Source organism: Massilimicrobiota sp. An142 (assembly GCF_002160725.1).
Lineage (GTDB): Bacteria > Bacillota_I > Bacilli_A > Erysipelotrichales > Coprobacillaceae > Allocoprobacillus > Allocoprobacillus merdigallinarum.
The window spans coordinates 12,779-36,778 of sequence record NZ_NFLD01000007.1; the positions used below are offsets into that span (position 1 = coordinate 12,779).

Annotated in this window: 22 protein-coding genes; 16 read left to right on the top strand and 6 right to left on the bottom strand. The window is 30.9% G+C overall.

The annotated features are described in order from the left end of the window. The first annotated feature begins 12 nt into the window (after positions 1-12). From B5E87_RS04480 to B5E87_RS04495, 4 genes are all read left to right on the top strand, one after another. Positions 13-666 carry a hypothetical protein gene (locus tag B5E87_RS04480; protein ID WP_087243728.1) on the top strand — a complete coding sequence of 218 codons (654 nt, stop codon included), beginning with the start codon at positions 13-15 and terminating at the stop codon, positions 664-666. 24 nt (positions 667-690) lie between these two features. Further along, on the top strand, positions 691-1,209 hold the full coding sequence (locus B5E87_RS04485; RefSeq protein ID WP_087243729.1) for a hypothetical protein: 519 nt from the start codon (positions 691-693) through the stop codon (positions 1,207-1,209). Positions 1,210-1,282: 73 nt separating this feature from the next. Beyond that, positions 1,283-1,891, top strand: coding sequence for a hypothetical protein (locus B5E87_RS04490; RefSeq protein ID WP_087243730.1), 609 nt, complete (start codon positions 1,283-1,285; stop codon positions 1,889-1,891). A gap of 605 nt (positions 1,892-2,496) precedes the next feature. After that, positions 2,497-3,087, top strand: coding sequence for a PBECR4 domain-containing protein (locus tag B5E87_RS04495; RefSeq protein WP_087243731.1), 591 nt, complete (start codon positions 2,497-2,499; stop codon positions 3,085-3,087). A 126-nt stretch (positions 3,088-3,213) separates the two neighbouring features. On the opposite strand, the gene B5E87_RS04500 is transcribed toward B5E87_RS04495, so the two are convergent. Continuing rightward, positions 3,214-3,510 carry a helix-turn-helix transcriptional regulator gene (locus B5E87_RS04500; RefSeq protein WP_087243732.1) on the bottom strand — a complete coding sequence of 99 codons (297 nt, stop codon included), beginning with the start codon at positions 3,508-3,510 and terminating at the stop codon, positions 3,214-3,216. A gap of 287 nt (positions 3,511-3,797) precedes the next feature. Between B5E87_RS04500 and B5E87_RS04505 the strand changes: the two genes are divergently transcribed. Genes B5E87_RS04505 through B5E87_RS04515 form a run of 3 tightly spaced genes read left to right on the top strand, consistent with a single transcriptional unit; the run spans position 3,798 to position 4,859 of the window. Beyond that, positions 3,798-4,169 (top strand): hypothetical protein, encoded by a 372-nt coding sequence (locus B5E87_RS04505; RefSeq protein ID WP_087243733.1) that lies wholly within the window; start codon positions 3,798-3,800, stop codon positions 4,167-4,169. A 52-nt stretch (positions 4,170-4,221) separates the two neighbouring features. Next, on the top strand, positions 4,222-4,488 hold the full coding sequence (locus tag B5E87_RS04510) for a hypothetical protein (RefSeq protein ID WP_206399231.1): 267 nt from the start codon (positions 4,222-4,224) through the stop codon (positions 4,486-4,488). A gap of 53 nt (positions 4,489-4,541) precedes the next feature. Then, positions 4,542-4,859, top strand: a complete 318-nt coding sequence (locus tag B5E87_RS04515) for a hypothetical protein (protein WP_087243734.1) — start codon at positions 4,542-4,544, stop codon at positions 4,857-4,859. Between the two features lie 538 nt (positions 4,860-5,397). Here the strand turns inward: B5E87_RS04515 and B5E87_RS04520 are convergent. Then, positions 5,398-6,285 carry a hypothetical protein gene (locus B5E87_RS04520; RefSeq protein ID WP_087243735.1) on the bottom strand — a complete coding sequence of 296 codons (888 nt, stop codon included), beginning with the start codon at positions 6,283-6,285 and terminating at the stop codon, positions 5,398-5,400. Positions 6,286-6,556: 271 nt separating this feature from the next. Then, positions 6,557-7,090 (bottom strand): hypothetical protein, encoded by a 534-nt coding sequence (locus B5E87_RS04525; protein WP_087243736.1) that lies wholly within the window; start codon positions 7,088-7,090, stop codon positions 6,557-6,559. A gap of 307 nt (positions 7,091-7,397) precedes the next feature. Between B5E87_RS04525 and nrdD the strand changes: the two genes are divergently transcribed. From nrdD to B5E87_RS04540, 3 genes are all read left to right on the top strand, one after another. Next, positions 7,398-9,590 carry an anaerobic ribonucleoside-triphosphate reductase gene (gene nrdD, locus B5E87_RS04530; protein ID WP_087243826.1) on the top strand — a complete coding sequence of 731 codons (2,193 nt, stop codon included), beginning with the start codon at positions 7,398-7,400 and terminating at the stop codon, positions 9,588-9,590. A gap of 112 nt (positions 9,591-9,702) precedes the next feature. Further along, positions 9,703-10,047 (top strand): HNH endonuclease, encoded by a 345-nt coding sequence (locus B5E87_RS04535; RefSeq protein ID WP_206399232.1) that lies wholly within the window; start codon positions 9,703-9,705, stop codon positions 10,045-10,047. Positions 10,048-10,131: 84 nt separating this feature from the next. Continuing rightward, complete coding sequence (locus tag B5E87_RS04540; protein WP_087243737.1) at positions 10,132-10,944, top strand: hypothetical protein; 813 nt, start codon at positions 10,132-10,134, stop codon at positions 10,942-10,944. Between the two features lie 14 nt (positions 10,945-10,958). Here the strand turns inward: B5E87_RS04540 and B5E87_RS04545 are convergent, their stop codons facing one another. Continuing rightward, positions 10,959-12,830: a restriction endonuclease gene (locus B5E87_RS04545; protein WP_087243738.1), complete on the bottom strand. Its 1,872-nt coding sequence runs from the start codon at positions 12,828-12,830 to the stop codon at positions 10,959-10,961. A 128-nt stretch (positions 12,831-12,958) separates the two neighbouring features. On the opposite strand from B5E87_RS04545, the gene B5E87_RS04550 reads away from it, so the two are divergent. Beyond that, positions 12,959-15,607 (top strand): DUF2325 domain-containing protein, encoded by a 2,649-nt coding sequence (locus B5E87_RS04550; RefSeq protein ID WP_087243739.1) that lies wholly within the window; start codon positions 12,959-12,961, stop codon positions 15,605-15,607. A gap of 83 nt (positions 15,608-15,690) precedes the next feature. On the opposite strand, the gene B5E87_RS04555 is transcribed toward B5E87_RS04550, so the two are convergent. Both B5E87_RS04555 and B5E87_RS04560 read right to left on the bottom strand, forming a co-directional pair. Beyond that, a complete protein-coding gene (locus tag B5E87_RS04555) occupies positions 15,691-16,284 on the bottom strand; it encodes a hypothetical protein (RefSeq protein ID WP_087243740.1) in 594 nt (197 codons plus the stop codon). A 7-nt stretch (positions 16,285-16,291) separates the two neighbouring features. Continuing rightward, positions 16,292-16,642, bottom strand: coding sequence for a hypothetical protein (locus B5E87_RS04560; RefSeq protein WP_087243741.1), 351 nt, complete (start codon positions 16,640-16,642; stop codon positions 16,292-16,294). Positions 16,643-16,897: 255 nt separating this feature from the next. On the opposite strand from B5E87_RS04560, the gene B5E87_RS04565 reads away from it, so the two are divergent. The 5 genes from B5E87_RS04565 (at position 16,898) to B5E87_RS04585 (ending at position 23,994) form a co-directional block, all read left to right on the top strand. After that, positions 16,898-17,077: a hypothetical protein gene (locus B5E87_RS04565; RefSeq protein WP_087243742.1), complete on the top strand. Its 180-nt coding sequence runs from the start codon at positions 16,898-16,900 to the stop codon at positions 17,075-17,077. A 15-nt stretch (positions 17,078-17,092) separates the two neighbouring features. Further along, positions 17,093-17,632, top strand: a complete 540-nt coding sequence (locus B5E87_RS04570) for a hypothetical protein (protein WP_087243743.1) — start codon at positions 17,093-17,095, stop codon at positions 17,630-17,632. 96 nt (positions 17,633-17,728) lie between these two features. Beyond that, positions 17,729-21,652 (top strand): serine-rich protein, encoded by a 3,924-nt coding sequence (locus B5E87_RS04575; RefSeq protein WP_087243744.1) that lies wholly within the window; start codon positions 17,729-17,731, stop codon positions 21,650-21,652. A 98-nt stretch (positions 21,653-21,750) separates the two neighbouring features. Further along, positions 21,751-22,428: a flagella basal body P-ring formation protein FlgA gene (locus B5E87_RS04580; protein WP_241147126.1), complete on the top strand. Its 678-nt coding sequence runs from the start codon at positions 21,751-21,753 to the stop codon at positions 22,426-22,428. Positions 22,429-22,440: 12 nt separating this feature from the next. After that, the gene (locus tag B5E87_RS04585; RefSeq protein ID WP_087243746.1) at positions 22,441-23,994 is read left to right on the top strand and encodes a CpaE/TadZ family protein; all 1,554 of its coding nucleotides are present in this window, start codon (positions 22,441-22,443) and stop codon (positions 23,992-23,994) included. Positions 23,995-24,000: the final 6 nt, after the last annotated feature.

The following is a 24,000-nucleotide window of genomic DNA, read 5'->3' on the forward strand; positions in this document are numbered from 1 at the left end:
TGGAGTGATAAAATGCAGTATGTTGGTAGTAACATAAGAAAGGAAAATGATTTTATGAGCTTTGTTAGTATGCATCTTGTTGATGATGGAATTATTGCTATATCAGATAGCAAAGCATCCATTGCTTATAAATCTGGAGAAATCAGAGAAGATAAAAGAAGAGGAAGGATTCCTAAGATATTTTCTAACAATAAGTTTATATTTGTCTATCATGGTAACAATGAATTATTTTCTTATAGTAATAAAACGACAATGGAAGATTATGTTGAAAATAATTTAAAGGACGATATAGGTTTTGAAGCTTTTTTTCAAAAAATGTTTCATGAGTTATGTGACAGTAAACCAGAGTACAATGATGGGAAATATTATTTTATTGTTGGAGGGAAAGAAGATAAAGATAGATATTTTATCTTAAAAATCCATTTCGATATACAAAATAATATTATTCAGTATTCTAGTAAAGACTACAGATACACATATTATAGTGGTGGATATGATATGGTTATGAATATATATAATCAATATCCTTTTTATCATGATATTAATATATTTGATTATGCAAAGGAATTGAAATGGCTTTTAACTCATATTATTGAAAGTGTTGATACTATATCAAAAGCCTACAATCCAGTTGGTTTGCCTGTTAATGTAAAAGTCTTTCAATGATTATGTTTGTAGAGGTGAATGGACATGAGGAAGTTGTCATTAAAAACATATAATACTTATAGTCTTAAAAGAATGAGTTATTGTCATTCGTTAAGCTTAAAAAAGTTGCTTACAGAATATGAAACACAAAATTCTAGATTATTAGCACCATTATTAAGTTGGTGTTATCTTAATCAAAAAGAGGTTAATAATAACACTCTGCTCTCATATCATTTATACATGGTCAATCAGATGTATCCAAATGTATCAGAAGATAATATGTTGTTATATCTACAAAATAGCCAAGAAGAAGAGTGTCAGAAGTATTGTCATTCATTCTTGAGTGAAAATATGAGACGAGATGAATCAGAAATGAAAAATACTTATAGAAAACGTATTATGAATATGAAAGAAAAGACAAAGCTTTCAGCTTATAAATTATGTAAATTAGCAAACGTTAATAGTGGTAATTTTGATGCCTTTTTCAATAAAGGAGATAACAGTAAACTGTCCTTAAAAAAATGCAGAGAGATGATGTGGATTTTGAAAGGATATCAAAAATAGTATTAGAGATATCGATGGGAGGGGGAGAAATCAATAAATTAAGAAATAAGAAAGATGACGAAGGAGAAATATTATGGATAAGAAAAAAATAATGAAAATACTTAAAAATTATTCACTAATTGGAATTGAAACAGCATTGCCAGAGTTAATCAACATGCTACCAGAAATATTTATCAATGGATTTTGTGTCTCGCTTCCTGTTGTGGGAAACTTTTGCCTAAGCTTCAAGCAAAATAGAGATGCACGTATTTTAAATGAAAGAGTCGATGACCATAATAGAGAGTTAGAAGGACTTAAAGAAAGAATAAATGAATTGAATGATGTCCAAAAGGAACAAACATATAGCATACTTAAAAACATCAGTGAATATGAACTTGCTTATCCCAATAATATTTATATTGATGATGTTTATAAGATAGATTATATGGAGTTTATTTTGGATGAATCGTATGATTATGATTATAGTTGTTTTGAGGGTTTTGTTCAGAATCTTGAACCGCCAATAAACAACGAACCAGGGTATATATGGATGTCTGGTAATAAAATTACGATTAATATAGCGGGGCATATTATGAAATACTCTTCTGATTTTCAATATATAATAGATAATGTGAATGAGGCATTATTTAATTCTGGCGTATCAAGTTATGAAGAGCCAGTTAAGGCAATTAGATGTTATTGATGAAATAATATAGTTGTTAAATAGTTAACACTTATATGGAAATATGTTGGTTTTAATAGAATTTAAACTACTCCTACCTAAAGTGGCAGAATATTTCCTATAATAGTTTGTCAATGCACTTCGCTCTAGACGGGGAGCAGGTCAATGTAGAGGTCTGCTTGACACCCTATGGACGCAAGCACGAGGAGGGGGTCTTTTGTATCACTACATATAGAGGAAGTGGGCTTCTATGTTCTAAGTTATATCATTTATCTTATTATAAATGTCTATATTTTTTTATAAATGTCCATATTTTTCTTTAAATTTCAATATTTTATGTTATAATATTGTTGAAGTTAAAAGGGATATTTTAATTTCAATTACGTAGTATATTAATGGATGTAAATATCCAAAATATAATTACTGAGGATGACAGTTAATTCATCTGCGACATTTCACATATGTGAAGATGTGACCATTCGGAAGTCGATGGGGACCCGACTGTGGCGGGCGCAAAAACAAATACTACAGCCCTGGAACTAGCCATTTCCAAAATTTGGCTCAGACTTCAAAAAAGTGTCTCAATATGAGACACTTTTTTGATGATAAGATAAGAGGAACTATTTATGAATTTGAGTGATACAAAAAAAAGAATAGATATGAATGAGTATTCTTTTCAAGAATATGCCAGGTATTTTTTTCAGTTTCATGAAAAAATACTATGTATTGAAACAATTAAAGAAACGATTGAAGTAAAAATTCAAAAATCTCAATTACCACATTTAATAGGTTTGCACTATGCATTTGATAAACAAAGTAATAAATCAAATTTTAAAGGTGAAAAGGGTTTTCAATTATTATTAAATAATGGCATTAACCTAGAAACTTTCAAAAATAGGATTCGTAGAAATCGTCCCAAAGCTAATAACAAACAAATAACATGGGATATGATATTAGCAAGGATAGAATGGCTTCCTTATTTTTTTAATACAATATCAAAAAAACCTAGAATGAGAGAAAATAAAAAAGAACGATTGGTAAATAGTTCACTTAAGGGAGATTATTTTTATTTTAAGATAAATAGAAACGAATATCTTATTCTATCTTTATTAAAAATAGGTAGAAAGTATACTTTAGAATCATTTATAGTATATGATGACATAAAATATTTAGGGGATTTAAATGAAGTAGATATAATAAATGTTTATTGGAAATAAAACGTATTGTGTTTTGTTTTTGCGTATAAAAAAATTTTACTAACCATAAGTATATAATCAAAAGGTTGATAGAGTAGAACAGGATAGTTTATTCTATCGACCTTTTTAATTTTATAAATAAACTAATTATAATTTAACTAATTTTGTTAGAATAAAAAATAAAACTTTTTGATAACTATTTAAAGAATTATCATCTGCTTTTTCTACGATTTGCTCAAAATAACGAAATTTTTCAACGCTTATTTCAAAAACGTCGCAGTATTTTTCTAATACTTTGTCAGATGGATACCTATTGCCTTTCTCGATATCTCTAACATATTGTTGAGTTATTCCTATTTTATTAGCCAAATCTGGTATTTGTAAATCATTACATAACCTTAAAATTTTAAAAATGTTTGTATTATATTTTTTTTCTTTTTTCATGTTCAATGATACTCCTTTAGTCGTAAATTGTTTTAAAAAGAAGCTTTAAAAACAAACTATAATAAGAATTACGACTTTATGCATTCTATCATATTTTGATATTAAAAATCAATAAAAAAATTAAAAAAATTACTAGAAAGTGCTTAACCTTATAGATTATAAGCAAATATTGACATAAGATGGTTTAAGGTATATACTACAATGGCAGCAAAAAATAACACATTGCTGCTTTTATAAGAAACTAGAAGATTTTACAATCTTTAAAAATATATACAAGGAGTTCGTTTATGAAAAAAGTTGATAGAGTACATAAAAAAAGGTCTAAAAATAAGAAAAAAACTAAAGGTAAAATACCTGTGAAAATAAAAAGGAAGTCCATAAGCATTTTATTTTCTCTGATAGATAATTTGCAATTATCGATAGAACTATCAAACATTATGGATGGTTTTAATATGGTTAGGCTTCTTGCATTGCTTTTAGGAGGACTAGTCTTTGGATTGGTTGAGATTATTTTGTTGCTATTAGCGCGTTGTCTTTACTTCATTGTAGTTTTAATAATACTTGCAACATGCATTTTGAAAAATAATAGACTTGAGTTTGTTTTTATAGGCAGTGTTATTTTTTTCGTGATTTATTTTTTTAAGAGGGATAAAAAATGAAAATTAAATAGTATCTAATGATAGTAAAATCTTGTTTTATTCAATTATAAGTATGGAATTAGGTGTTAAATTTGCAAAAGCAATGGTGAAGAAAATTCCTGGGAAAGTTTTGACTAAAATCAATCAAAAGGTAGGTTTTAGATTGTTAACAAAATTTGGAACAACTGGAGTAGTGAATCTAGGTAAAGCTATACCTGGCGTAGGAGCAGTTGTCGGTGGGGGATTAGATTTTTTTGAGACAAAAATCATTGCCAACAGAGCATATAAATGGTTTATGGAGAATGATTTTTCTTTAGATAAAAAAATGAAGAAGATGTAGATATTGTTGATGATATGCTATAAATATGATAAGGAAAGGGATGATAAACAGATATGAAAACATTCGAAGAAATTAAAAAGATTATAAAAGATGAAACAATAAATGAAAACGAAACAAAAGAATTGGTATCGAAAATAGTTAATAATGTTTTATTTGATGGAAAAAATGTCATAAATTGTACCAATATACCATTTGTATTTGATGAAGAAATTCAGTTAGATTATGAAAATATAGATATGATAATCAACATCAAAAATGACGATAGTATGGAATTTGAAAAACTTAATATCATAAGTGAAACAACAAGAAAAGTAAAAAAAGAAACCTTCATAAGAAAAGCAAAGAGATTTAATGAGTTAAATAAAAGCTGAAACACATAGGATTATCCCATGCATTTCAGCTTTTTTATTATGCTTCAAAATACTTTGCATATTCAATCATTTTTTCTTTCAAATAATTATAAGAGAAATAGTTGTTCTCATTCATATAGAATATTGAATATCGAACTTTTTCAGAAATATATTGGGCTTCAAAAGAGGTATTATTATTTTCTTCGGAACAAATATAGAGAATGCCATTTTTCATTTCATATTCATCATAAATTGAGGTATCAATATAACTCGAAGTATCATAAGAGACAGTATATTCTACATATGAATCTTTTGGCCTAATAAAGTACAGTACATCATCATAAGTTACTCACTCCCCATATTATCTTCATTTTGATTAGTGTTTTTAACCTATTTATGACATTGTACTAAATAATACTAAATTCTTTCATTTTACTTGTATGTTTTTATTCCAGCATTGCCAATTGCTTTTTGTGTAGAGCAGACAGACACTTATCCCCGTTATATGCCATGAATTGTATACAAAAAAGAGAGAACTTTATTAAAGTTCTCTAGACTACTATAACGGTGGTCGTGTCGAATGGAAATATGATGTATGATTTTTTATGAAATATTTATTTTCACAACTGCTTTCACTAAACCATCTTTCTTTACTTCTTGTTAAAGGATAAGTAGGAACATTTTTTTCGTATGCTCTCCAAGACCTAATATAGAATGTTCCTTGCCAATTATTACCTGCATAAGAGATTGCCGAACAAACAAAACTAATAACACCTAAAACAGGATGTTTACCACTTAAACTGTATCCTCCTGTAGATAAAGCAATTGCATCAAAAACTTTAAAAATATCTTTGTTTGTCGCTTTCAATGGACCAACATCTTTCGTATAAGATGAATCGTTTGATAATGAATAAGGATAATCTCGATAATTTGCTGCTCTTAACGCATTATTCTCATTGGTAATCGTATCACTTTGATAATATGTTTTAGATATTACCAATTCATCTAAATTTGGTGATATCACTCTAACTTCATCATAAGTTTTTTCTATAATATACTCGTCACCATTTACTACAAATAACATCTGATTACTTTCTTTCTCAGATTCATAATAAAGTAGCCCATTGGTTGTATTATCTTTTACAATTATCGATGCGAGATTATCATTTTCTTCCAAATCAATAATTTCTTTTTCGGATTTACCAGTAGAAATATTTAATAATGATTTAAAATTATTAATATCCTTTGTTCTTTCAGGCTCTATCAAATATTCTATGTTATTAATTGAAATTCTATCTTCTAAAATAATTGTTTTTTTATCAAGCAATGTCATATATTTTTGATACATATCTTTGTTTTGTGCATTAAAATTATCATATGCACTTGATATACACACGTTACCTAATATCATCAAAAAAGAAATTACTATTGATAATACTTTTTTCATTGTTATTATCCTCCTTAAATTATATAATTTTTTAATAAAACCAACAGAATAAATACTATAATTAACCATTTGTTATATTTTACTTTTTTTCTAAAAACCAATATAAGATGAATCGCACAAACAATTCCTAAAATAATAATTATAATATTCAAAAGCAAAATTTATATACCTCCTTCCATATGATTTTATATAACAAACAATTAATTTACATTTATTAAATCCTATATATGTAAGTAACTCTCTTTAGATTATCCCATGCATTTCAGTTTTTTTATTTGGCTTCAAAATACTTTGCATATTCAATCATTTTTTCTTTCAAATAATTATAAGAGAAATTGTTGTTCTCATTCATATAGAATATTGAATATCGAACTTTATCAGAAATATATTGGGCTTCAAAAGTGGTATTATCATTTTCTTCGGAATAAATATAGAGAATGCCATTTTCTATTTCATATTCATCATAAATTGAGGTATCAATATAACCCGAAGTATCATAAGAGACAGTATATTCTACATATGAATCTTTTGGCCTAATAAAGTACAGTACATCATCATAAGTTACGAAAATTTCTACATCAGATATCGTATCTTTCAAAGATATGTTCTTATTTTGGAGAAATTGATAAAAGTCATTATATGGATAAAAATCTATGCCTGTATCAGTTTCAAATTCTTCAATACTATAATAATACCTCCCAGAACTATCATCGCGGTTTTGAGAATTTTTATAGATGAAAACAATGAGAAATACAATTGGAAGAAGGCATAATATAAGGATTGCTGTTTTTTTGTACTTATTCATATGGATACTTCCTTTTGTTACAATAATTATCTCAAATATACATAATAAAAAAAAGACTTATATTCATTCAATTATCATGATATAATATTTATTATAGAAAATTATAATGGTATATTGTTATAAGCTATTTCTCTTATACATATAGAACATAAGCTATAAGACTAATAAATTCTTTTTATAATCTTCATCACCACCACTCATATTTATGATATAATAAATATGCAAAAGGAAGACTTGGTCTTCAAACGAGAGAATCTATATAGGTTCTCTTTTTTTATCGAATAATGGAGGTGTTGAAATGGAATTATTGAAGGTTTTAAAACGAAATGGAGACATTGTTGATTTTGATAGATTAAAAATTGAAAAGGCTATTGTTGGAGCTATGGAGGATTTGGGTCCTGAACATATCAATGAAGGACTGGCTAAGAGAATTGCAAGGGATATTGAAAGAGAGTTGGAAGAAGGAGTTATTTTTGATGGAAGAAATCCTAGCAAAACTCTACCAAACCCCTCTGGAGACAACACTAGCAAAACTCTTACACCAATCCCAATCAATATCATTGAGGATAGAGTAGAAGAAAAACTTATGGGGAGTCATTGTAAGGATGTAGCTAGACAATATATTGTTTACCGTGCATCAAAGGCAAAGATTCGTTTAGAAAAGCAAGCGCTGGATTTACTTAATGATTCTAATGAGGAGTTGAAAACTGAAAATTCCAACAAAAATACTATTCTCAACTCTACTCAAAGAGATTACATGGCAGGCATCTTATGTAAGGATATTTCACGTAATTATTTCAGTAAGGATTTATTAAGAGCACATGATAAAGGCATGATACATATTCATGACCTAGATTTTTCTCCAGCATTGCCTATGTTTAACTGCTGTCTTGTGAATCTAGATGATATGTTAGAGAATGGAACAAGACTTTCAGATATGGATATTGTAAAGCCCAAAAGTTTCATGACAGCCTGTGCTGTGACAGCACAAATCATCTTTGCTGTTTCAGGAAATCAGTATGGAGGGCAGACAATCAGTTTATCTCACTTAGCACCTTTCGTTAAGATTTCAAAAGAGAAGTATGAAAGAAAATATAGAGAATTGGGATTTAGTGGAGAAAATTTAGAGAAGTTGACAGAGTTTTCTTTAAAGAAAGAAATCAAAGATGGAATTCAATGTCTTGTATATAATGTCATAACTATGTCTAATTCTAATGGACAGGCACCGTTCCTATCTATTTTCTTATGGCTTAATGAAAAACCAGATTATGTCAAAGAGACAGCTATGCTTATTGAAGAGATGATACAACAGAGACTGGATGGGTTTAAGGATAAGAACGGGAGAGCTGTGACCATTGCATTTCCTAAACTTCTTTATGTTTTAGATGATAATAACACTTATCCAGACAGTCCGTATTATTATCTGACAGAGTTGGCTGCTAGATGTACAGCTAAACGTATGGTTCCCGACTATATTTCAGCAAAGAAAATGAGAGAATATAAGGAAGGAAATGTTTTCCCATGCATGGGATGTAGGTCCTTCTTACAGCCATACTATGATGAAAATAATCAACCAAAGTTTTATGGGAGATTTAATCAGGGGGTTGTGACACTGAATTTACCTTATGTGGCTATGCAATCAAAAGGAAACAAGGAGGAATTCTGGAAATTGCTGGAAGAAGCGACACAAAAATGTTACGAAGCTTTGATGATTAGACATAATAGATTAAAGAAAGTAAAGAGTGATGTTTCGCCTATTCATTGGCAATATGGTGCGCTTGCTAGATTAAATCCAGGAGAAACTATCGAAAAACTATTATATAATGATTATTCTAGTATTTCTTTAGGTTATGCTGGGCTCTATGAATGTACAAAATATATGACAGGATATAGTCATACTGATGAACACGGCCACGATTTTGCTCTTCAGGTTATGGAATTTTTGAATGAGAAATGTAGAAAATGGAAAGAGGAAACACATATTGGATTTTCTTTATATGGGACACCATTGGAAAGCACAACTGGAAAGTTCGCAAAAGCTTTGCAAAGGGATTTTGGAGTTGTCAAGAATGTGTCAGACCATGATTATGTGACGAATTCATATCATATATGTGTAAGAGAAAATATTGATGCATTTAGCAAATTAAAGTTTGAGGCTGAATTTCAGGGGCTTTCTACAGGAGGAATGATTTCTTATATTGAGGTCCCATCCATGTATACGAATATTGATGCCTTATTATCTGTTATGCAATTTATCTATGAAAATACGATGTATGCTGAAATCAATACAAAAAGTGATTATTGTTTTGACTGTGGATTTGAAGGAGAGATAGAAAGTGTACAAGATGAAAATGGAAAGTATATCTGGAGATGTCCAAACTGTGGCAACACAAAGCTTGATAGAATGTCTGTTGTAAGACGTACTTGTGGATACATAGGAAGTAATTATTGGAATCAAGCCCGTACTGCAGAGATACATGACAGGGTATTACATTTATAATCATGAAAACTTATGGATACAAATAAACACGCTGCACAGATATTATGATATAATATGAATATAAAGAGAGACTGCTTACCTAATAGCAGTCTTTTTTGTGAGGTGATAATTTGTGTTGAAACAGATAAAAGGATACGATGGATATTTTGTGAGTGATGATGGGATTGTCTATTCAAATCTTGGACAAGGCAATAGAAATAGAGAAAATAGGACAATGATGTATGCTTTAAAACCTAAAATCTCAAAGGCAAGACCATATCCAAGAGTAACGCTAAGAAATCTGGAAACAGGGAAAAGAGATGAAAAGTATGTGAGAAGATTGGTGGCGGAGGCTTTTCTTCCTAATCCTGAAAACAAGCCTATTGTCATTAATAAGGATGGAGATTATTCTAACAATAAAGTTGATAATCTGATGTGGTGTACTTTAAAAGAAGCAAGAAAATTTTCGTCAGACTAGCCATGCATAGATTTATAGAGGAAAATATTATATAATTGTCTTAGAGAATATCATCATGATATTCTTTTTTTCTTGAGAGGAGTGATGTGGAAGAAGCAGAAAAGAAATAATAAAATTGATAATAAGTTCTACATGAAAATGCAATACATTTTACTAAAAAAAGAAGAAAGGATATTAAAAATGACTTTAAAACCAGTTCAAGATTTTTTTGATAGTGAAAACAAATATAGATATTTTTATAATGCTGTAAATGCAATCACGATTTTTCTATTAGTTTTTGTGATTATCAATCAATATCATTCTTTTATAGAGCAAAAGACTGTAGAATCATACTTACTGTTAGCTCAAATAGCGAGTAAAGTTTGTATAGGTGGTTTAGTTATAGTTATACTGTTAAGAGGGATGTTTAAGCCATTGCTTTACAAAGCAGATAAGAATAATACTAAGATTATACTTTTCACAATAAAAGACTTACTAGATATCATTACGAAATTATTTGTAATTATAGAACTTGCATCCATGCTTATAGTTTCTCTGAGTAATATCACTATAATATTTTATATTTTAGTTGGTTTGTATTATTTTTGTCTTTTGATTAAAGGGTTATATCATTTTAATCGTGATATATTTACATTTCCTGATATAGCTCTTCCTTATTTTGATTGTAATAACAATCGATTGTATTTAAATGATAATGTGATTTATCATAATCATCTTCACACAATAAGAAAAGAACAAGACACAAGTGATAAAAAAGACTCGTTGGATAGAAATGAAACGTATTATTTATATAAATGCTTATATGGTGGGACAAATATTAAATCAATTCTTTTAGAAGAAGCGTTAAAAGACAAAGATGGAAGATTAACATTTTATTGTCATGATTATGAAAATTAATATAAAAAGCTACATTAGTTTGTAGCTTTTTTTGTCTTATTTATAGGATATTGAGACATGATTTCCATTAAATTAGCACGATTCCAAAGAACAATACCTGTTTTTGTTGCTAAATCATCAGCAGAAGAAGTGAACAGTGAATTAGTGATAACCATTCCTTCATCACAGTTATAGTATTGAACACCTGATAAGACTTCTTGAACGGCAGTATTTCCAACTTTATTTTTATAACATTTGGCTTGAATCCCAATTTTCTTTCCATATTTTTCGACAATTAAATCAAGTCCTTGGTCATTAGACTCCGATGTAAGAGTACATATATATCCCATTTGCTCAAATAATTGGAATAGATACTTTTCAAATTCTCTTCCACTCATATTGTCAATATCATCAATGGTATAGGAGTTATAAATTGGGGTATCTCCTAATAAATCATCTTTAAGTTTTTGCTTTTTGAGTTTGTTCTTAATGACATAAATCTTATCATCTATATGATTAAGAAATGATTCATACTTTTCATACACCGTTGTATCGTGCTTTGATTTCAAAGTATAGCAAAAATACAAATCTAGGTTTTCTTCATTAATCATTAGAGTTCTGTCGTTTAATGATACTTTAATCAACTCTTCAAGAATGTTATTAGGTGATTGTTCTAAAGACATCATAGATTGAAATTTATTTTGAAAAGTCTCTGACATGATATCAATTGAAGCTGATAATAAAACCATGGTCATTGGATATTCAATAATATTTGATTGAAATTTCTCTTCATCATTTATATGGAAATCATTAGCTTTTAATGAACTTTGTTGAATAATACTATATAAATCCTCCCCAAACTCTTCTATAAATAACTCATAAAAATCATTATATTCATCAAAAAGTGAATCATCTATTGTTGGTAGATTGTCAGTGATTTTGGGACAATCATCTAGATAGTAATCTGTAACCCAAAGGTTATTTTTGATTTCATTTTGAATTGAAATCATTTTCATTAAAGAATAATGTCCATCAGCAAATACCTTCTTTATTATAAAGTTATTTATCATTTTCATTGCTAAGGTATTTTTAATGATATGATTAGAGATTTCGTTTACTAATTCAACTAGAAGGTCTATTTTATTTTCTTTTGTATAATCTTGAGTATATAGATTTTCATTGTTATGAGAAATAGGCTCTGTTTCTACTGTTTCCATGATATGTTGTAGCTTTTGGAACAACTCATCATTTTTTTCATTATTTATATCGTCGTTTGCATGAATGGATTCAGAAATTTTATTAACAGTATAACCATTATTTTTAATTGTATCTTCATTATTATCAATTTCAACATTGGAAGTATCAGTTGAAACTTTCAAATTTTCAATGATATCTGGAGAGAAGTATATTTTACTGTCCATATCCATATATTGATAATTGTTATAAATAGTTTTTGAGATGATTTTTTTAATAGTATTATTTTCATTATCGTTTCTAGAATGATGAGCATCAAGCACATTATCTATAACAAACAATATATTTTTTATTTCTTCAATAGGTTTATTTTTTATATAAGAATTGATAAAGCTAATCATTTTATAAATAAGATAAGTAATACCGCCCATAGAAAATCCAAATAAAAAAATGGAAAGTATGATTACAAGTGGACTATTTTTCTGAGGAGAGGAATCTATGAGTAAGAAAATGGCAATAAATTCCCATATGTAGGTACTAAGCCAAAAAACATTCTTGTTATATCTAGGTCGCAATTCTAATAAATAATCACAATGAAAGCAATTTATATATTCATTTGGTTCTTCTTTTTTATAAATGGCAATCTTCTTACAATGTTTGCAATATACCACCTCTATATTATCCATTTCTTTTAGTATTATTCCTTTTGTCATATTTATGTTCTCCCCTTTATTGAAAATATTATAACAAAGATATGATTGTTATAAAAGGACTTAGAAATTAGTATTTTACTAAAAAACCGTTTATTGATATAATTTGTAAAAGAAAGAAGGCGAAAACCATGAATAAACAAGACATAATCAATACACAATTCGATTCAAAAGAAGAAATTATTGAAACGCTCTACTTATACTCAAGACGAAACTCTATTGATGATGATTTATATCAGGTAGTTCTTGATAATAACCCTCGTTTTAATCTATCATTAAACCAATTATTAAAAGCAATGTTAGATTATGATGATGCTTTTTATAGAAAGGTAGAAAATTTCGCTAGAAGAATAGAAAAAGATAGATTTGTACGAGATGAAGGGAAAAAACTATCTAAATTCCTGAAAAATACCGTTTCGCAATCGAAAGCACAGGGAACTGTTGCAAGAACATTGTCGATGATGTTAGGAGAAGTATCAAAAATTATATATGAATCATGCTTTACACAGGAAGATTTGGAGAATTTAATAGATTTAGTTGATGATGAACAGCATCTAAAAATAGAGTTTGAAGATATTATCATGAGATTGATAAAGAATGTAAAAGATTTTACATACGGTGACGCAAATTTTGAGTTGGTTTCTTTCAGAACTGTTGCTGAATACTATGTGGCTTATTACATAGAAGATAATCCATCAAGGGTTAAAGAATTAAAACAGAAGATAAAAGACTATATTGTCATGTCAGATAGTGACTTGAAGAAAATCGTCGATAAGGGAATTGAAGAAGCAGAAAGAAGTCAGTCTTCAGAATTAGATGAAGAGGATAATCATTTAGATAGATTATGGAGTGAAGCCATGACTTCTTTGCAGAACAACCCGGTTAATGATAATTTGAGCACTCTTGATAATTTCAATAATGAAAAATATGATGAACTATTAAAGGATGATGAATGGACTCCAGAAATGAAAAAAGAGGCAGATAATATCTTTAAAAAATCAATGAATATCTATCCTAAATATTTTCTTGAGAAGGGAGAAGAGTTAGATAAAGATGTCTTCTTTGATGTGATTCTCTTTAAAACTGTAAATATATATTTTTATCGAAAAGATGCAAAACAAGATACTTTTTCACTATTCAGAGTTTATCTAACAGACTGTTTTAATCAATTTGTAGAAAAGAGAATGGATGGTAAAACTCCAGAGAATAATCTCTATAAATATATGATATTGACTGATTTCTTTATGTATTTGGCTCATAGTTTAGTCATCAAAGAAGATTCATTTGCAGATGAACTGACGGATTTATGTTTTCAATATCTTAGCAAGAATGAACAGGTTTCACAGAATTATTCTCAATTTATGAATGACTATAGCGATGAAGAACATTGTTTAAGCTTTAGCCCATCTCAAATGTACGATAATGTTGTGATTATGTCTGTCTTATTTGAAATGGATTCAGATAAGAGCATACAACGTGCAATTCGACGATTATTATTGAAATATTATAAGAATATAAATGAGTCATTAGAACAATATAATCTTAGACAAAGAAAAATATATTTAGGTGACGATGTGGATAGTCATATGTCTTATCAGGAAATAATTCACGAATATGCTGTGACTTTTCTTTTCAATTACTTTAAGGAGCCAGTTTATGTAGCTCCATTCTCTGCATTTATTAGAGATTTTGAAGATGTTTTGTCATTGAACATGAACTTCTATAATACATCACCAGAAATTGTAGAGAACATTGGAACGAATATCGAAAATGATAATGCCAGCTTCCAGAGAGCTAATGAATATTATCAGTTGATTGATAGTATTTTAAAAGAAGCTAAAGAAACAGATTTATCTGATTTAGAAAATGAGTATTCACAAAAATATACAATCTTACATATAACAGCCATTCAAAAAGCCTATACATTTGACAGCTTTTTAGATTATGAATACATGATTAAAAAGAATCAAAAAGCATTGGCTATGTATCTGTTATTTGTGGACAATGAGATTGCGTATGGATTTGATAAGTGGGATATCGAAGAACAAATCGATTTATTATGGGAGGCTTCTATTATTATTGTACTAACAAAAGAAGTCTATAAATCTTTCATATTTCTTCCTAAAGTCCAAGATTTAGCAAATGATAAGTATACATATCTATTGGAAAAGAAGATTGAAGAAAAGGATGAATTAATCAATGAAAAGGATACAGCCATCTCATCTTTAAAAAATCAAATAAAAGCTCTTAATGATTCTTCTCATCAGGAAATTAATGAAACAATTAAAGAGATAAATAAGGTCAACTATAAGGAAATAGAGAAGCTGAACAAAAAGCTTAAAGAAAAAGATAAAAAGATAAAGGAATTAGAAGAGAATCAAAAAGAATTATATAAACTTAGAGAATTACTGTTTGAATTGCAGAACAGTGAAGACGTTTTAGAGGAAACTGATGCAGAAAGCTATGAAGACAAATTATTAGATATTTCAAATAAGAATAAAATTGTCTGCATAGGAGGACATATACGTTTATTATCCACTCTTAAGGAGAAGTACCCTCATATGTCATTTATGGAAGTAGCTAACAGTGTATCAGACAGGGTTATTCGCAATGCAGATTATGTATTTTTCTTTTATAATTTCATGAGTCATAGCACATACAATAAGGTTATGAGTTTACTTAGTAATAATGAACATATAAAATGGGATTATATTTCAGCAAAGAATATAGATATTGTAGAAAAGGAAATGTATGAGAAGATAACAAGATTTAAAAATTAAATATAAGGAAAAGAGCTAAATCAACTTCAGAATTGTAAGATTGATTAGCTCTTTTTTAGATATTTTATCTAATTATGAAATAGTTAATGTTTTTTAACAGTAGTTGAAGCATTTCTAAATGCTGCATTGTTAGTACCTGTACTATAACTTCCGGAGTTTCTGATTTTATCTCTTAATTGAGAAGGGGTTGTACAACTGCCAATTTGAGTGCTACCAGTAGCATTCCAAACTCTAATAGCAAAATGAGTGCAGTTATTTAGTAGACTCCATTTGTCACCGTTATTAATTATTGAGTTTATACTAGATAATTTAGATGTTGAAATGGATGTTGTTTTATAAACTGTATTATTGTTGTTTTGAAACTCTGTTATTTTACTTCTTTCTTTATTGTACCAGAGTCCAGTAGGTGTAGTATTTCCCCAAGTTCCTATTGTTACACTAGCGTTAGCATTTAATTTATACTTTCCTACGGTTACTTGAGATGATGTATTATTCTTAATAACAATCCATGCATGAGAGTTTCCAAGGCCGGATGAACCAGAAGACGAAGATTTTGTATTAATTGCTGCGTATATATAAACATTTAGATTACTAGCGGCCGAGACACTATTTGTATATGGTAAAATCACCGAAAACATTATCAGTAAAGATAATAGTATTTTTCTAAGTTTTTTCATGTATAAATTACTCTCTTTCTAATATGGTTTCTAAGTTTCCTTCTAAATTTTTTTGCTTGATTTCCTTTATATGTCCATCGTTATTATTAATATGAATCTCTAGAGGATAGTTTTCCCCTGATAATAAAGAACCATAACCTTGAATTTGATAAACTCCAGGTTCTATTTCTGATAATTCGTATCTTTTGAATTTATAATGTCCTTGGCCATCAGCAACATTTAATGTGATGGTATCAGAATCTTCATAATCTGTAATATATAGGTATACAGGGCTAACGCAAATAAAATTAATAATAAGATAAGCTATGAAAAAAAATACTAGTATTATACCTACAATTATCCATTTCTTTTTTTTCATAAGTAACACCTCCTACTTGTATTTTATCATGTAATACATGCTAAATGTAGACTTATATATTAGAAAATGTTAAGATATAATTGAATTTAATGCGTTTTATGTTTAATCAAAATTAGGAATTTTAATTATTGTCATATTTTTATAATTTATAGAAAAATCATCAATGTCAATATTATGTTAAAATATAGATGTGAAACGAGTGGACGAAATATAATCCACTCTTTTTATATTTCAATCAAAAAGGGAGGTGAGTTGATGGAACAGTTTTTCATGAATATAGGCGTTATCATTGAAAATGCATTTATCGTCATCTGGTTTTGGTGCTGTATGTATAAATGGGAGCTTCTCTTTCTATTAGGACTTATTGTCGCTGTTATTTTTGAATATAAGGAAATGAAAATTCACTATGTGGATGATAAACGTAAAGTTGTATAGTGTGGAGGTGATAATATGATACAGTATGATTATAAAGCACCGAGATATAATACTGGAGTTCTTAGACTGGAAGTCTGGGATATGATAAAGACTATAATTCAATATCTAGTATTGTTCTGTGCCACTGTTTATGCAGTACATTTGTTTAGTTATGTTGGGAAGTGGATGATAATTTTATTGATTGCTGCACTTGCATCGACATTGATTGCTTATGCTTTTGTACCTGCTGGTGATAGAGAGGGAGCTCTTGCTGATATTAGAAGAAATCTATTCTTATATGATTTGGTTGCTATTGGAGGATATTATCTCATATCGAACTGGGCGCAGATTGATGGAACTTTATTAGGGGTGTCATTTGGACTTGCATCAGGAACAGTCATGGGAAATACAATTGCTGGGTATTTACCTGTTGTTCTCCAGATGATAATCATTATCGCTCCTATAACACATTTCTTTTATGAAATTAAAAGAATCATGACATATCATAAGAAAGGATATGGTGGAGTTACAAAACGTGAAAGAATGGAACAGCTACAGCGAAATATTGTCAAGTAGCATAAAAAATGGGAAAAGGGGCTGTAATAGAACGCATATTTCATTACAGTCTTTCATTTTGTTGGACATTTATGGGCAAAACCCGGAGGTGGTTAAATGTCAAGTTTTCAAAATTCTTTAAAGAAATTTATAAATAGTAAATATGGAGATGATGAAGAGTATGATTTAGACGATGTTATTATACATAATTCTGATATTGTATTAAAAGCTAACAAAATGCAGTATCTTCTTTTTGATTTTGAAAAAGAAGTATCACCAGGTAAATATGAGAGAGTCTTTAAGGCCATTAAAATGATTAAGCTTATTCGTATTCCCAAAAAGGATTTGACACTCACAAATTTCTTAAATATGCAATCAGGAGTTGTTACGGGATGGAATATGTCACAAGTCAATTTCCTACAGATAATTGCAAATATTACTAAACCTTATAAGAAAGGATTAATTTTTGCTTATGGAGTACAAGGTGTATCTAGTACAAGCATCCAAGAAGCTAAGGAAAGTGCAGACGAACAGATGGCTGCATTGGAAAAGGGATTAACAGGAACTTTCAGAACTATGGAATATGATGATTTGGATGCAGAAGATGCCAGATGGATTTTAAGAAAGATGAATGAAATGAAGCATTTACTGGTTGTTAGAGGTATACCTGAGCCTAAAATCAGTAAAGGGCGCGCCAATACAACAATATTCACTTCATCTGACCAGAAAGATGCAGAAGAACAGTCAGAGGAATTTCTATTAGGTATGGATGAATATGAATATCTTCTTGTTTTAAGTGCAACTACAGTTTCCCACGATACATTATCAAGATGGACGGAAGCAGCACTGAAAGAGCAGACATATTGGGCATCGCTTAAAAATGGTACAAAATCTATGACATTTGGTTTATCAATACCTATGGTATATGGAGCCAATATGGGTGCAAGTGAAGGATGGAATTCTTCTCATTCGCAGAATTTTGGTGAAAACTATAGTACATCACATAGCGTTTCTCATGGTACTAATGAATCATGGTCAGAAGGAACAAGCCAAAGCTTCTCTCAAGGAACTTCATTTGGAAACAACCAGGGATTATCTGCCAATAATAGTTTTGGAGAGAGTTTAGGTAGAGGAACAAACTTATCAACTGGAACAAGTGAAAGCAACAGCATAGGACACTCCACTACACAAAGTGATGGAACATCTTTTGGTGAATCTTCTTCTACATCACAAAGTGTTTCAGATGGGACTTCTACATCAGAGAGTCATTCTACTGGAACAAGTAATTCTGTATCACATTCAGAAAGCTTTGGAGAATCAATTTCTCAAAGTGAAGGATGGGGACAGTCACATGGAACTTCAATGGGTACAAACGTATCGACTGGAACATCTGGTTCAACTGGTACAAGTACAAGCTGGTCTGAGGGCGAAAGCAGTGGGACATCTTCATCAAGCAGTCATGGAACGAATTCGGGATGGAGTTCAGGAAATACTCATACTGAAGGTGATAACCACAGTGCTTCATCTGGAACAAATAAAACTGATTCAGGAAGTGGAGGTGGAGGAATCAACCTTGGAATATTAAGTGGTAATGGTTCTTATTCCCATAGTTGGGGTACAAACAATAGTACATCAAGTGGAACAAGTGTAAGTGATGGTTATACATCAGGAACAAGTGGTGGAACAAGTTCATCTACTTCAACTGGAACATCTCATTCTACATCTTCTTCTATAGGAGGAGGAACAAGTACTTCTCAGGGATGGTCAAATAGTGTTGGAACATCTCAAAGCGTTAACGAGGGTATATCGCATTCAACATCCGTAGGAAGTGGTTCAAGCTGGTCAAATGGAACATCTACTTCAACAGGAACAAGCACAAGTGATTCAGTTGGTACTGGAACAAGTCATTCCGTATCTAACGGTCTATCACAAGGAAGCTCTTATTCTCAAAATTCTTCTCTTTCACAAGGGGTATCATTAAGCAGTGGAAAGGGAAGCAGTATGTCTAGTGGCACAAGTGATTCATATGGACAAAGTGCTTCTTCATCACTTGGCTCTTCACTAGGGACTTCTCAGGGCTGGTCGCAATCACAAAGCTATGGAACAACTCAAGGTCACTCAGTTGGTGTGTCTGAATCTGTTTCAGATGGTGTCAGTCAAGGAGTATCTTCTGGAAGAGGAATTTCAACTGGGTTAAGTGGAGGAACTTCTAGAGGATTAAGTGGTAGTCTTGGATTAGGGCCATCACTTTCATTTGGGAAAACTTTCCAATGGGAAGACAGAGAAGCCACAAGACTCGTTGATATGCTTCAATTCTCACTTCAGAGATTTATTGAAGCTAATAATAATCTCGGTATGTGGTTTACAGATGTTTATATAATGACTGAAAGTAGAGAAGCGTCAACTGCAGCGTCTACATTAGCGATGTCATCATGGCATTCGCCTAATACAATGACTTCACCATTACAGGTTTATGAGCCTTCACCACTAGAAAGAGAGTACTTAAACAAACATTTATCTGTGTTTTCTCCATCAGTCAAAAAAGAAGGTATCCCAGGACAGTTTGAATCCTATAAATATTCTACATTACTCCTTTCAGATGAACTTTCTGCGATGACGCATCCTCCAAGAGTCAATGTAGGTGGAATTTTGACTTCTGTTGATGACCCTATGGTATTGCCAATTCCTGGTAATAGACAGGATGGAGATATCTTCTTAGGATATGTGGCTGATGTCGAAAAGTTCAGTAAGACTCATAAATATAAGAGTGGATTCAAATATTGCATCAACGCCGACGAAATTCACCATGCATACTTTTCAGGTGCATCAAGAAGTGGTAAGACGGTTGCAGCAAAACGTATGGTTGCAGAGACATATAATAACGTCAGAAGAGGAGAACAGAAAAAGAAATTCAGATTTGTTATCATGGACCCTAAAATGGACTGGCGAGCTCTAGCTAAAGTCATCCCTCCAGAACACTTTAGATTCTATAGCCTTGCTGACCCACAGTTCCATCCCATTAAGATGAATCTGATGAAGATTCCTAGAGGAGTTTATGCAGAGCGTTATGTCAATACATTAAGAGAAATCTTTGTTCGTAGCTATGGTTTGGGTGATAGAGGGTTTAACATTCTTGGTCAGGCAATCATAGATATCTATTCTGAAGCAGGAATCTTTGATGATGATACAAAATTGAATCAAAAAGACCCATTTACCGGGCTCTATCCAGCAACAGAGAAAAGTAAGAACGTCACTTTAAGTGATGTCGCAGCAAAACTAAGAGAAGAACAGGATGGATGTAGAGGGGAAAAACAGGATGCTATCCAACGTATCCTGGACCGTCTGTACGACTTTGAAGCAGAAGCATCTATCACAAAAGATATCTTCTGTAACAGAGGAGATGATGCAATGGGAATTGATGATTTATTAGGAGAAGATGACGTTGTTGTTCTAGAATCATTTGGTATGAACATGATGACTTCATCATTCATCTTTGGATTATTAACGTCTTCTATCTATCAGTATGCAGTTGCAAATGGTGGTTTTAATACGTCTGACCAATATGAAACAATTCTTGTATTGGAAGAAGCTAATCAGGTTTTAATTGGAGAAGATAGAGATAATCTTGGTGGACCAAACCCATTCGAAATCATATTAGACCAGTCAGCAGGTTTTGGATTGTTTATATGGAGTATTACACAAAAGATTGCAGACATGCCTCAGTCTATCCTAGCCAACTGTGCTATCAAGGTCATTGGTCGACAAGACCGTCCAGATGATATTGAATTATCTGTGGTTCAGATTGGTAAGGAAGGAAAGATTACAGATAGACAATGGAAAGAATGGTTCCCAGATATGCCTCAAGGATGGTTCATTGTTAAATCAACAAGAAATAGAGACTTTAAGATGAATGCTCCTTGCCATGTTTTAGTGGAATATCTAGATGCAGAGCCACCTACAAATATAGAGTTAGACCAGATTTTAAAGCTCAATCAATTAAGAAACATGAAAAAATCATCTTCATTGTATAATCATATATAAATAAGTTTTAGACCGTGTCACTGGCACGGTCTATTTTTATAAAAAATAGAAAAATATTGTATAATTGTTTATGTAAAACAGAAAAAAGAGGTGATATTGTGAAATTACTTAAAGGTAGAAACAAGATGTTTTTTATCTTTTTATTTGTCATTGCTGTTATTGTGACAGGAGGATTATATTTTATCCTTGTTGGTAATATGACAGATGTACTTGTTTTAAATCAAACAGCAAGAGGAGGAACACAGATTACGGCAGAAATGCTATCTGTTAAAAAAGTGGATAAGTCAAGCTTACCAGATAACTATTTAACAGCTAACTATGAAGATGATGTTGTAGGAAAATATTTAGACTTAGGATTAACAACGAATGCTGTCTTAACTAAAGATAATCTTTCTTTAACAGGAAAAGCATCACTTATTGAAACAGGAGAAACTTTATATGCAATGAGCGACCTTGTTAACTATCCTCAAGGACTTGTTGCAGGAGACCATGTTAACGTAGTCGTTTCTACAAGTGCTGAAGGAAGTAAGTTTGTTAAGACAATTGAAAATGTACCTGTTGCAGGAGTGCATACTGAAGAAGGAGAAATTACTGGTATTGAAGTTTATGTCACACCAGAAGAAGCTCAGTCTATTGCATATGCACAAGCAAATGGACAGGTATCAGTAGCATTGCTTCCATTAGATTATGAAAGCAAGAATCTTGAAATCTTAGATGATGGAGGATTTTTATCTTCACAATTTGGAGATACAACAGATACAGAATCTGCTCAATAGGAGGTGCAATAAATGAATATATATAACGTCTTATTTGTCAGCAATAGCATCAGCTATGCTGAAGAATTTAAAAGAATTGCACAATTTAATTCAACAATTAATCTTATAGGGATTGCTAGGGGATTGCATGATTTTAGAATGAAGATACGTTCAGCTCCAATTCATGTTGTCATTGTGTCAGATGTATTGGCTGATGGTACTCTCCAAGAAGTCATGAATGAACTTGTCAATGAAGATGTCATTGTTTTTGGTGTGTTGAGAGATAGCTATCAAAGCACTTTATTAGATAATTATGGTGTATCTAGTGTAACAGAAGCTGAAATGAATCCAGCTGATGTCGTAGATTTTCTTGCTCAAAACCTTACAGATTATCCTATTGAAGAGGGGCAGGTTTTTGAACAGACTCCACAGGAAGAAGTTGAGCCATTTGTTTCAAGATTTGAAGAAGGCTATGATAACTATTCTCATAAAAGTCCTCAACAGGAGATGCAAAGAAACAGCTACTCTTCTGGCTATTCTTCAAGAGAAATGGATAGACAGATGAATGTAGAGCGTGAAGGACCTGTCCAACGTCAGCATACATCTGCAAGAAGAGCGACAACTATGGGCGTTCTAAAACCAAAAGTTGTCTGCATGACTTCAGCCAAAGGTGGAGTAGGGAAATCAGCTTTAGCTATAGAAATTGCTGCTTGTATTGCGGCAAGAGGAAAAGAAGTGGAAGTGAATATGTCTACCATGAGAGGTAGTCAAAGCGAAGTCAAAGCTGTACTGGTTGATTTAAACTGCGCATTTGGAACAATTGCATCAACTCTTCCTTGCGTATCTGATATGAAAAATCCACCAACATTGGCTGATTGGGTTATCAAAATTAGAGATAAAATTATGAGACAGCTTTCCTCTGAAGACAAAAGAGAATTGCAGTCTATGGAACAGCCTCGTTATGCACCTTATATTTACAAAATAAACAGAAATGCTTTGTCTTTTACAAAAGAGGAAGTTATGTCTTTACTTGTCAAAGAACCTAAAAGTGGGTTATATGTACTTCCAACAGTATCAAGCAATTATGATGTATCACAGATAGAGAGTGAATTTATCGAGATTATTATTGAAGAACTTCATAATTTCTTCGATGTTGTCATGCTGGATACAGGGAATAACTTTGAAGAGTTTACACAGACAGCATTTCGTATGTCAAATGAAATATATATTGTTGCACAGCCAAATTATCAGGTTACAGTCATTATTCGTAATCTTTTAAGAGACTCTGTTGAAGGATTAGGAATTGATAAATCCAAATTCAGATTAATTATCAACCATCCACAGACAAATAAACAGGTTATTAGTGACGAAGCTATGCAAAAAGCTTTGGATATTCCTTTTGTGGGTGGAATCAATCATGATGAAAATATGTTATTGGCACATGATGAAGGGAAATTCTATGTCATTAATAATAAGAAAAAGCCAGTTTCTCGCGCCATTACTTTAATTGCCAATCAAATATGCCCATTGTGGAATGTAGCAAATGCCCCTAAAAAGGGATTGTTCGATAAATTATTCGGGAAATAGGAGGTG

Coding starts and splice junctions, on each gene's coding strand:
- B5E87_RS04525 (WP_087243736.1), bottom strand. CDS start 7,090: ATGAATAAGTACAAAAAAACAGCAATCCTTATATTATGCCTTCTTCCA.
- B5E87_RS04545 (WP_087243738.1), bottom strand. CDS start 12,830: ATGACAAAAGGAATAATACTAAAAGAAATGGATAATATAGAGGTGGTA.
- B5E87_RS04540 (WP_087243737.1), top strand. CDS start 10,132: ATGTGGAAGAAGCAGAAAAGAAATAATAAAATTGATAATAAGTTCTAC.
- B5E87_RS04500 (WP_087243732.1), bottom strand. CDS start 3,510: ATGAAAAAAGAAAAAAAATATAATACAAACATTTTTAAAATTTTAAGG.
- B5E87_RS04565 (WP_087243742.1), top strand. CDS start 16,898: ATGGAACAGTTTTTCATGAATATAGGCGTTATCATTGAAAATGCATTT.
- B5E87_RS04510 (WP_206399231.1), top strand. CDS start 4,222: ATGGAATTAGGTGTTAAATTTGCAAAAGCAATGGTGAAGAAAATTCCT.
- B5E87_RS04495 (WP_087243731.1), top strand. CDS start 2,497: ATGAATTTGAGTGATACAAAAAAAAGAATAGATATGAATGAGTATTCT.
- B5E87_RS04520 (WP_087243735.1), bottom strand. CDS start 6,285: ATGAAAAAAGTATTATCAATAGTAATTTCTTTTTTGATGATATTAGGT.
- B5E87_RS04560 (WP_087243741.1), bottom strand. CDS start 16,642: ATGAAAAAAAAGAAATGGATAATTGTAGGTATAATACTAGTATTTTTT.
- B5E87_RS04575 (WP_087243744.1), top strand. CDS start 17,729: ATGTCAAGTTTTCAAAATTCTTTAAAGAAATTTATAAATAGTAAATAT.
- B5E87_RS04490 (WP_087243730.1), top strand. CDS start 1,283: ATGGATAAGAAAAAAATAATGAAAATACTTAAAAATTATTCACTAATT.
- B5E87_RS04555 (WP_087243740.1), bottom strand. CDS start 16,284: ATGAAAAAACTTAGAAAAATACTATTATCTTTACTGATAATGTTTTCG.
- B5E87_RS04505 (WP_087243733.1), top strand. CDS start 3,798: ATGAAAAAAGTTGATAGAGTACATAAAAAAAGGTCTAAAAATAAGAAA.
- B5E87_RS04480 (WP_087243728.1), top strand. CDS start 13: ATGCAGTATGTTGGTAGTAACATAAGAAAGGAAAATGATTTTATGAGC.
- B5E87_RS04550 (WP_087243739.1), top strand. CDS start 12,959: ATGAATAAACAAGACATAATCAATACACAATTCGATTCAAAAGAAGAA.
- B5E87_RS04585 (WP_087243746.1), top strand. CDS start 22,441: ATGAATATATATAACGTCTTATTTGTCAGCAATAGCATCAGCTATGCT.
- B5E87_RS04515 (WP_087243734.1), top strand. CDS start 4,542: ATGAAAACATTCGAAGAAATTAAAAAGATTATAAAAGATGAAACAATA.
- B5E87_RS04485 (WP_087243729.1), top strand. CDS start 691: ATGAGGAAGTTGTCATTAAAAACATATAATACTTATAGTCTTAAAAGA.
- B5E87_RS04570 (WP_087243743.1), top strand. CDS start 17,093: ATGATACAGTATGATTATAAAGCACCGAGATATAATACTGGAGTTCTT.